Raw genomic sequence first — 9328 nt, 5'->3', positions numbered from 1 at the left:
TGGGCCGAAAACCTCGAACTCGACACCGATGGCTTCACGCCTCTGCTCGCCAAGCCGCTACCGTGAATCCGTGGCCCGATAATGCACAGGGGCCATGTCGGACCTCACAAGGACGTAATTGGGCTCGTACCGATGCTGGCGCATCAGCTCAGCGAGCGCGCGGACGGCGAGGTCGTCACCGACCACGGCATGAACCGCGCGTAGCCAGCGGGGCGAGGCGTAACGGTGCTTTAGCGTCCAGAGTATCCGCCCTATCTCAGTGCCGAGCAGCATAATCCAGAGGATGACCATGCCTTGCCCGAGCACGAGCGGCCTGGTCCCGATCACCTTGGCGATACCGATCGTCGCTATCAGCATCGGTAGAACGGCCATGAGGCTGATCCCGTAGGGGATGATGCTTAGTTGCCTCACCTCCCATCGTGCGACCAATCGGTCAGCCACAGGGATATGCTTAGCCACGCAGGGACCATGGCTGCTCGCTGACCAGCTATCGTTATGCTGAAAATGGTTATGGGCCCCGCTGTCCCGGCGATCGTCGTGCTGCCAGTCACACTGGCAATCATTCGGCCGGGCGGAGCCATAGGGATTGCCGGCGACGTCGGGTGTCTCCGCCCCGGCGATCGTCGGCAATCCGGTCGCCGGATTGATGTCCATGCCGTCGCTGCCGATCCCCGGGTTATCCGGCATTGTCCTGTCTTCGAACCAGATGGTAATGCGCTCGAACAGTCTCATGTCAGCACTCCCGATCGGCTGTTCACACGATATACGTTTTTCGTATATCGCTCAAGCCGGTCTAGATACTTTGGGGTGCCCATCTCCCATGCCCCATCTGACCTGCACGCCCGCATCGTTGCTGCGCTGACCGTAGCGCGGCGGGACGCCGGCCTTCGTCAGGTCGACCTCGCGAAACGGCTCGGATGGAAGCAGGCTTATGTATCGCGCTACGAGACCGGCGAGCGTCAGTTGAGCGTGGATGAATATGTCGCAGTTGCGCTAGCGATCGGGGTTGATCCAGTGGCCTTGCTCAGTGAACTTCTCTCTGAAAACCGGTCGTGATCTGTGTTTAGGGCCGCCTGTCGATGCGATGCACGAGCAGCTTAAACATATTCCGCCGTCGTTCGGTAAATCAAAAAGCGCCTTCGCTATGGCGGTGCGACGTTGCAGCTGAGTAGCAGGCAAGATGTGTGTTGTACCGGTACACACGTCAGCGCGTCCCGGTACAACATGGTCCTTACTCGCCTCAGGCTCGAGAGTATCTTTACCCTGCGAGGCGGATGGTAGCTACCGCCACTGGGAGTGAAAGGGGATCAATCCGAGCCGAAAATGTCCCGCGTGAACAGCTTGTCCGCGACATCGGCCAGTTCGGGGTCGTTGCGGTTGGCGATGATGACGTCGCTTTCCTGCTTGAAGGCAGCGATGTCGCGATAGACCTTCGAGCCGAAGAAGCTGTCCTCGGCCAGGCTGGGCTCGAAGACGACGACCTCGATCCCCTTGGCCTTGATCCGCTTCATGATGCCCTGGATCGAGGACTGGCGGAAATTGTCTGATCCCGCCTTCATGGTCAGGCGGAAGATACCGACCTTTTGGGGCCGCTTGGCGATGATCTGGTCGGCCAGGAAATCCTTGCGGGTGCGGTTAGCGTCGACGATCGCTCGGATCAGGTTCTGGGGGACGTTGGTATAGTTGGCGAGCAGCTGCTTGGTGTCCTTGGGCAGGCAATAGCCGCCATAGCCGAAGCTCGGATTGTTATAATGGCTGCCGATACGCGGATCGAGGCCGACGCCCTCGATGATCTGGCGCGTGTCCATGTCGCCGGCGATGGCATAGCTGTCGAGTTCGTTGAAGAAGGCGACGCGCATCGCGAGATAGGTGTTGGCGAACAGCTTGATCGCCTCGGCCTCGCGGCTGCCGGTGAACAGGACCGGGATGTCGGTCTTCTCGGCACCTTGGGCGAGCAGGTCGGCGAAGATGCGCGCACGCTCCGACTGTTCGCCGACGATGATCCGCGAGGGGTGGAGATTGTCGTGCAGCGCGCGGCCCTCGCGCAGGAATTCGGGGCTGAAGACGACCTGTTGCGTGTCCAGCCGCGCCCGGACATCGTCGATAAAGCCGACCGGGATGGTCGATTTGACGACCACGGTGGCGTCCGGCGCATGGGTCTTGGCGAGGCTGATGACCGCCTCCACCGAGGCGGTGTTGAAGCTGTTGGTGTCGATGTCGTAATTGGTCGGCGTCGCGACGATGACGTAATCGGCACCGGCCAGCGCCGCAGCCGCGTCGGTCGTGGCGGACAGGTTCAGCGTGCGGCCGGTCAGGAAATCCTGCAGCTCGGCATCAATGATCGGCGAGGTGCGGGCATTGACCATCGCCACCCGCTCGGCCGAGATGTCGACCGCGACGACCTCGTTATGCTGCGCCAGCAAGACGGCGTTCGACAGGCCGACATAGCCCAGGCCAAAAACAGCGATCTTCATTCGTCACATCCCACCAGTCAGGCGTGTCGGCCTGGTGCGGTCCGCATGCCTCAATGGGGGGCGCAGGGCAATTGCGACTGCGCGGGGCAGAGGGGCGGCGGACCAATCCCCTGTCCCGTTTCGTCACATCGTCGACCTGTCGACAATCCTACAGACCGAGTGCCTTCACGATCCTGGCCCAGCTGACATATTTGAAATTCTGGGTGTCCGGCGCATTGTCGCCGTCCTGCGCGACGAACAGGCCCTCGGGGTAATCGGGGCCGAAATCGCCCAGCGCCAGCTCGATCCCGTCAGTCTCGCTGGTCCCGTCGACCTCCCCTCCGCCGATGCGAAAGCGCCCGGCATAGGTCATGTCGGCCAAGCGGTAGAGCGTATAGGCATTGTCACCCTGGCTGGAGACGACCAGATAGCCACCGGTCTTCCCCTTGGGCGCCAGCGCCAGCCCTTCGGCATCGGCGACCAGCGTGCGACCATCGACCCTGGCGATCGGGGTCGCGGTGGTCGGCGCGGCGGGATCGGCGGCAAAGCGCCACAGCCCGACATCCTCCTCGGCGACGTAGAGCGTGCCCGTACGGTCATCGACGACGCAGCCCTCGGCCTGGGTACCCAGCTTCATGCTGCGCACCGTCTCGACGCGCGGGGTGGCCCCAGAGACGTGGATGCGAACCTGATCGATCCGCCCGTCCTTCAGCACCACGAAGCCGAACAGCGCCTTGTCCTTGGCGCGGGTCCATAGGCACATGCCATAGGCCTCCCCCGCCCCCACCGGATAGCGGCCCATCGGCACCAGCCGGCGCGCCACGGTGTCGAGGGTGAACAGCGCGACATGCGCGTTCGCCGTGTCGGCGCGGTCGCTGGCCGCGACGATCACGCGGCCCCCCGCCATCTCGCGCAGATCGACATTGTTGAGCCGCGCGGCGGGCGTGAAGGACAGGCGCTTGCCCTTCAGGTCATAGACATGGATGCCGACCTGTTTGTCCGTGCCGATGACCAGGCTGGCGGCGGGGTTCGCGGCATTACGCCAGATGGCGGGATCGTCCGCCGCGTCCGATGTGCTGTCGACCGGATCGGTCTCGGCGCTGGCGGCGATGATCGGCGCCGTGACCGCCCCCCCGACAGGCACTGCGGCCGGCACGCTGGCGCATCCCGCGAGCAGCAGCGCGAGGAGTGCGGTCCTCACAGCTTCACCCGCAGGCCGCCGAACAGCGTGTAGCCGAACTTCTCATATTCATAGGTCCGGAAGCGCTCGCCGAAATAGCGCACGCCCGGCGTGTTGGTCAGGTTCTTGCCCTCGGCGAACAGATTGATGCCCTTGGCCAGCTGCACGCTGCCCGTCACGTCGAGCTGGCCGCGACCCTCCCAGTACAGGTCCAGCGCGGGATTGTCGGCGTTGATCTCGTCCAGATAGTCCGAGCGCTTGGTATAGGCGACGCGCAGGTTCACCGGGCCGCGTTCGTAGAAGACGCTGGCGTTCCACATATGCGTCGACTGGCCCGGCAGCACGAAGCGGCTGCGTCCGCCATAGGCGGCGTCGAAGGTCGCGTTGCCCTTGGTATAGGTATAATTGGCGAAGACGCCCAGGCCGCCCAGCACGCCTGGCAGGAAGCTCAACTGCTGCTGCCAGTTCAGCTCGACGCCGTAGAGCTCGCCCTTGCGCGCGTTGATCGGACGGCTGAGGGTCGCGCCGCCCACGCCGTTATACACGCCGACAGTGTTCAGCGTGTAGCGATAGTCGGTCAGGTCCTTGTAGAAGCCGTTGACCGAGATCACGCCCAGCGGCCGGATGTAATATTCCAGGCCAGCATCGACATTGTTCGACAGGGTCGGCTTCAGGTCCGGATTGCCGAACTCGACCCGCACGGTGTTGCCCTCGCTCGTCTCCAGCACGCGCGGGGCGATCTGCGGGAAATTGGGGCGGTTGATCGCGCGACTGAGCGCGCCGCGCAGGATCAGATTGGGGGTGAAGGCCTGGCGCAGCGTCAGGTTGGGGAAGAATTCGGCATAGCCGTTATGCCCCCGCGCCGTCGTCACCGCGCCGGTGCGCGAGACGCTGGGGGCGCTGCTCTCGAAATCGGTGGTTTCGACGCGCAGCCCCGCGATCAGGGTCGTGCCGTCCTTCACATATTTGGCCATGCCGAACAGGCCGAGGATCTTCTCCTCCGCGACATAATCGGCGGTCAGCGACTGCGGCAGGCGACGCTCCGAGGCGGCCTTGGTCGCGTCGAAATAGGCATCGGCCAGCCCGGTGTCGAAGCGCTTGCCCAGCTCATAGCCGAAATTGCGCGAGTCCTCGTCCGACAACAGCCCCGCCAGGCTCTGCGTCGGCGCGGCCGACGTGCGGCGGTCGCGGAAGCGCTCTTCATCGGCGTTGATGTGCCGCTCGCGATATTTGCCGCCGCTCGACAGGGTGACGAAATCGCCCAGCGGCACGTCCGAACGGATGGCCAGCGTCAGCTCGTCATTCTTGGTCGTGTTCGACCGATAGGCGTTTTCGCGGAAACCGTAGGTGCCGAGCTGGAGATGCTCCTTGGTCGTGAACAGCGAATAGCTGGGCAGATCGACATCGGCGAAATCATAGGACAAGGTCGGGCGCAGCGTGGAGCGGAACAGCAGCTCGTCGCGGCGCGGATAGGTCTGCGAGCTTTCGCTATAGGCCACGTCCGCGCGGATGGTGCCCTCGCCCAGCCGCTGCTCGATACCCGCCGTCGCCGACCAGATCTCGTTGACCTGTTTGCGGTGGCGGACCTGCTTTTCGATGCGGGTGTTGCGCCAGGTCGCGGCGCGGTCGGTCGATCCGGCCTGGAGCGTGCCCTCGCTCCACAGGATGCCGATGCGGTCGCGGAATTCGTCATCCTCGAACCGGGCATAGGTGCCGCGCACCCAGGCATGGGTCTGGTCCGATGGCCGCCACTCGAACGCGCCGGTGCCGGCGATACGCTGGCGCTTGGTGTCGTAATCCTTGAACAGCGTCTCGGTGACGCGCAAGCCTGCGGGCGTCTGGCTCCACGTATTCTCGACATTGTCGGGGCGGCGATGGGTGCGCGAATAGCTGCCCGAGAAGAGCAGGCCGAACTGGCGATCGGGACCGAAGGTATCGCTGACCGCAGCCGATCCGCGATAGTCGCTGCCCTTGCCATATTGGTTGTAGCTGGCGCCCGCCATGCCGGTCAGCGCGAAGCCCTTGCGGTCGAAGGGCGAGCGGGTCGTGATGTTGACCGCGCCCGCGATCGAGTCCGCATCCTGGTACGGCAGCAGCGACTTGGTCACCTCCAGATTGGCGACGATGTCGGAGGGCAGCGTGTCGAGGTCGACCGCGCGTGTCGTCGGGTCGACCGAGGGGATCTGGATGCCGTCGACCGAGATGGCCGACCACTCGCTGGGCGCGCCGCGTACGTTGATGTAGCGGCCCTCGCCCTGGTCGCGCTCGATGCCGACGCCGGGCGCGCGCTGGAGCGCCTCGGCGATATTGGGATCGGGGAAGCGGCCGATCGCGTCGGACGAGATGATGGTGACGGTATTGTCGGCGGTCCGCTGCTGGTTGAGCGCGCGCGCGGTATTGTCGAGCAGCGAGGCACCGGTGACGACGATGTCGCCATCCTCGCCGCTGGCGGCGGGCAGCGTCAGCGAGACCGGCCGACCCCGCTCGGCCGCGGGTACGATGCGGGTGACGGGCGGGCGGCCGAGATAATCGACCAGCAGCGTGACGTCGCCGGCCTCCTCGGGCGTGACGATGCTGAACTCGCCCTGGAGATTGGTGGTGGCCTGCGCCCCCGTCCCCTCGACCACGACCCGCGCGCCCGGCAGCGCGACACCGGTCGCGTCATAGATCCGCCCCGACAGGATCGGCCCCGATGCCGGCACGCCCGCCGGCGTGGCCACGTCGCTGGCCATGGCGAGCGCAGGGCTCGCGGCAAAGCCCAATGCGATGAGAGAGGCGCCCGCGAGACCGCGGATGCCGGAACGGATGGCGTGCATGATGCTCCCCCTGAGTGCTGATCGTGCCGACACCCCCCGGCGCCGGTCGTTCCCGCCCCCGTGACCGGGGTTTGTTACGGAGCAATGTTATCGGGATGACGATTGGGTGACGGCGGTGTCACAATCGATTTTGGGTGATGGGCGGGGCGCGTGTTGCGCATCGGCCTCAAGGGGGATCAATTTCATTGATCCCCCTTGAGGTTGAGACACGTGAAAGTAGTGAAGATTATAGTGCCAACACGTATCCCAAAATCCGCTTCGCTGAAAGGAGGGCGTTTACTACTAAGCGGTTTGGATGACGGAATGGACCTTTTCATTTTTAGAATTTATAAAAATATAGATTTGGGATGTGTCGTGCTTCAGCTTGTCAAGACTCAATTGACCGACGAAGATCATCGGCTGATTGTCGTCAAACTGCCACTCGGGTGACTGCAACCATTTTGGTGGCTTGCCTAATGAAACGAAATCCCGCTTGATCACATCCTTGACGATAGAACGAGCTTGTTTTGTATCTGCTCCTTTTATGTCATTTTTGATTTTTTCGATGTAAAATTCCGGGAGTGATAGCCAATCGGGGCTGGATTTGAGTATGAGTTCATATTCTCGTAGCGCAGAATCATCCTGAGAATAGGGTATACCCTTAAAATCTAGAAATTTTGCCATCACATCCTGCAGGTTAACGGAGGTTGCAGGATTGTCGTAATTTTGGCTAATTATATAAAGGTAGAGAGAGCCATCATTTGTATATGGCTTCGAAAAAAAACCATCAAAAAATGATTCTGATTCTGGGCTGGATTTTACCTTCTCATAAAGATTTTTGGCGGAAGTCCGACCTTCGACAAATGACTTTATATCTTCGATCAGGCTCACAAAATACCTCACAAATGTCTGAACGGATCAAGATCGGAATGCTGTTCGCGGGTGACTTCGCGTAGGTTACCCGGATTATGGGTGTTTGGACTCGGCGCTCGTTGTGGGACGTGGTGATGTAATTCCATCGGGTTACCGTTCGCATCTAGAGGAGCTGCACCTCGGCGCATCCGGGCCAAGGTCGCAGCATCAAACTCGCCGGTATTCTCTCGTACAGCTGCATCCGCCCGGTTCTTCCAATATCGCGACCGCACCACGTCCCATTTGGGAGGGCTGCCATCGGGCATTGGCTTATCGATCGCGTCGCCAGGTTTCCAACGTTTGAATTTCACGCATGCGGCCAACCCATCCGGATCGAACCACCGCAACGGGTCGTGCACATAGGCATGGGTCCGCAGACCCCCGTCGACGCCGATCGGATCGGGGGACAGATATTGGCCGGTTTCAGGATCGTAATAGCGGTTGAGGTTATAGTGCAGCCCGCTTTCTGCATCCTCCCATTGGCCGGGAAAGCGTAGCGCGCAGGGGGCGGTGTCGCCTTCCCCTCCGGCATCGCTGCCACCGCGTTCGCGCAGCAGCGCGCGGGCGGTGCGGGTGCGACCCCATAGCTCCGGCTCGGCGCGCCAGTGGCATTGGCCGTCCTCGCCGAACAGCGCGTGCGGCGCGCCGAGTTGGTCGGCGACGATCGGCAGCCATTGCGCCTCCGCCAGCACCGGTTCGGCATCCGGTCCGGCCGGCACCAGTTCCTTGGCCAGCGGGCGCAGGCCGTCGGGTTCGAAATGCCAGCGCTCGATGGAGAGGCTCTCGTCACCCTTGCCTTCGCCCGTGCGATGCCCGGAGCGATACCATGCCTCGGCGAGCGAAATGCCCTGCCAGACATAATCGACCCGCCGCGTCGCGGTACCGCCCAGCAGCGTCTTGCCCACGCGCCGGCCAAAGGCGTCATAGCTGTAGCGCCAGCGCACCCCGTCGGGCGTCTCCAACTCGACCAGCTGGTCGAACCCGTCCCAGCGATAACGCCAGCGGCGCGGGCGAAAGCCCTGCTCGGCCAGGATGCGCTCGACCATCCGACCGCGCGCATCGTAGCGATAGGCCTCACGCGCACCGGGCCGCTCGACGGCGACCGTCTGGTCGCGCAGGTCGTGATGAAAGCGCGTCTCGCCCCGGACGCCGCTCGCCCCTGCGTCCCTGATCCTCGCCAGTCGCCCGGCGCGGTCCCAGTCATAGTGGCGCACCAGCTCGCCCGGCGCGGGCGGCATGCCCGAGAAGACCGCGACGCCGCCTGCCCGCTGTTCCGCCAGCCGCCCGGCGGGGTCATAGGCCTGGGTCAGCTGAAAGGCGGTGCGCACCCCGATCGCGGCCGCCTCGCGCAGCGTCTCCAGCCCGCTGGCGTCATGGGCGAAGCGTAGCGCATGGCCGTTGCTCTCATAGCGACGCAGTAGCCCAGCCTCGTCAAAGCTGAGCGCGGTCTCGCCGCTGGGGCTGGTGCGCCCGACATAGCGCCCCGCTTCGTCATAGGCGACCTCGACTTAGGTCCGGTCCGATGTCGGCACCCTGCTGAGCAGCCCCCACCGGGTGGTCCGGCTTGTTAGTTAGTGCATTGTCGTCTCCGCCGCCATTGCCGGGCGTAGGTGGAGCGAAGCGGAACCGGAGGCCGGTAATGGCGGTGTCACCGCTTCCGGGGCCGGCGGGCGGTAGCCCAGGCTGCTGTGCGGCCGGACGGTGTTGTAGTGACGGCGCCACGCCTCGATCAGCACCCTGGCCTCCGCGAGGCTGTAGAAGATCTCGCCATTGAGCAGTTCGTCGCGAAGCGACCCGTTGAAGCTTTCGTTATAGCCGTTCTCCCATGGCGAGCCCGGGGCGATGTAGAGCGTCTTCACGCCGATCTGGCCGAGCCAGGTCTGGACGGCGGTGGCGATGAACTCGCTGCCGTAGCACATCGGGAAGCGCTGGAATGGGAGCCACTGTGGCCCTGATGAAGACAAGGCCGCGAAGCGGCCGCAGGCTTC

8 protein-coding genes are annotated in these 9328 nt (G+C 63.5%); 1 reads left to right on the top strand and 7 read right to left on the bottom strand.

Features of this window, described 5'->3' with window-relative positions:
* Window positions 1–57: 57 nt before the first annotated feature.
* Window positions 58–732 (bottom strand): hypothetical protein, encoded by a 675-nt coding sequence (locus tag GGR48_RS18005; protein ID WP_206362450.1) that lies wholly within the window; start codon window positions 730–732, stop codon window positions 58–60.
* Window positions 733–807: 75 nt separating this feature from the next.
* Between GGR48_RS18005 and GGR48_RS18000 the strand changes: the two genes are divergently transcribed.
* A complete protein-coding gene (locus GGR48_RS18000) occupies window positions 808–1056 on the top strand; it encodes a helix-turn-helix domain-containing protein (protein ID WP_206362449.1) in 249 nt (82 codons plus the stop codon).
* A gap of 251 nt (window positions 1057–1307) precedes the next feature.
* Here GGR48_RS18000 and GGR48_RS17630 read toward each other — a convergent pair whose 3' ends face one another.
* The 6 genes from GGR48_RS17630 to GGR48_RS17605 all read right to left on the bottom strand — a co-directional run.
* Window positions 1308–2474, bottom strand: a complete 1167-nt coding sequence (locus GGR48_RS17630) for a nucleotide sugar dehydrogenase (protein WP_183953147.1) — start codon at window positions 2472–2474, stop codon at window positions 1308–1310.
* A gap of 148 nt (window positions 2475–2622) precedes the next feature.
* Entirely contained in the window at window positions 2623–3654 is a 1032-nt protein-coding gene (locus GGR48_RS17625) for a phytase (protein ID WP_183953146.1), read from the bottom strand.
* Entirely contained in the window at window positions 3651–6365 is a 2715-nt protein-coding gene (locus GGR48_RS17620; RefSeq protein ID WP_183953149.1) for a TonB-dependent receptor, read from the bottom strand. Before GGR48_RS17620 ends, GGR48_RS17625 begins: the two co-directional genes overlap by 4 nt.
* A 366-nt stretch (window positions 6366–6731) precedes the next feature.
* Window positions 6732–7319, bottom strand: a complete 588-nt coding sequence (locus GGR48_RS17615) for a hypothetical protein (RefSeq protein ID WP_183953145.1) — start codon at window positions 7317–7319, stop codon at window positions 6732–6734.
* A gap of 8 nt (window positions 7320–7327) precedes the next feature.
* A complete protein-coding gene (locus tag GGR48_RS17610; protein ID WP_183953144.1) occupies window positions 7328–8668 on the bottom strand; it encodes an RHS repeat-associated core domain-containing protein in 1341 nt (446 codons plus the stop codon).
* A gap of 243 nt (window positions 8669–8911) precedes the next feature.
* The coding region (locus GGR48_RS17605; protein ID WP_244954874.1) for an integrase core domain-containing protein at window positions 8912–9328 on the bottom strand (417 nt) is incomplete at its 5' end.

It is taken from the genome of Sphingomonas pseudosanguinis (genome assembly GCF_014196255.1).
Classification (GTDB): Bacteria; Pseudomonadota; Alphaproteobacteria; order Sphingomonadales; family Sphingomonadaceae; genus Sphingomonas; species Sphingomonas pseudosanguinis.
This window is presented reverse-complemented; position numbering and strand designations above follow the sequence as displayed.

Excerpts from the sequence above, each read along its gene's own strand:
- GGR48_RS17630 (WP_183953147.1), bottom strand. The coding sequence starts at position 2,474 with ATGAAGATCGCTGTTTTTGGCCTGGGCTATGTCGGCCTGTCGAACGCC.
- GGR48_RS17620 (WP_183953149.1), bottom strand. The coding sequence starts at position 6,365 with ATGGCCAGCGACGTGGCCACGCCGGCGGGCGTGCCGGCATCGGGGCCG.
- GGR48_RS18005 (WP_206362450.1), bottom strand. The coding sequence starts at position 732 with ATGAGACTGTTCGAGCGCATTACCATCTGGTTCGAAGACAGGACAATG.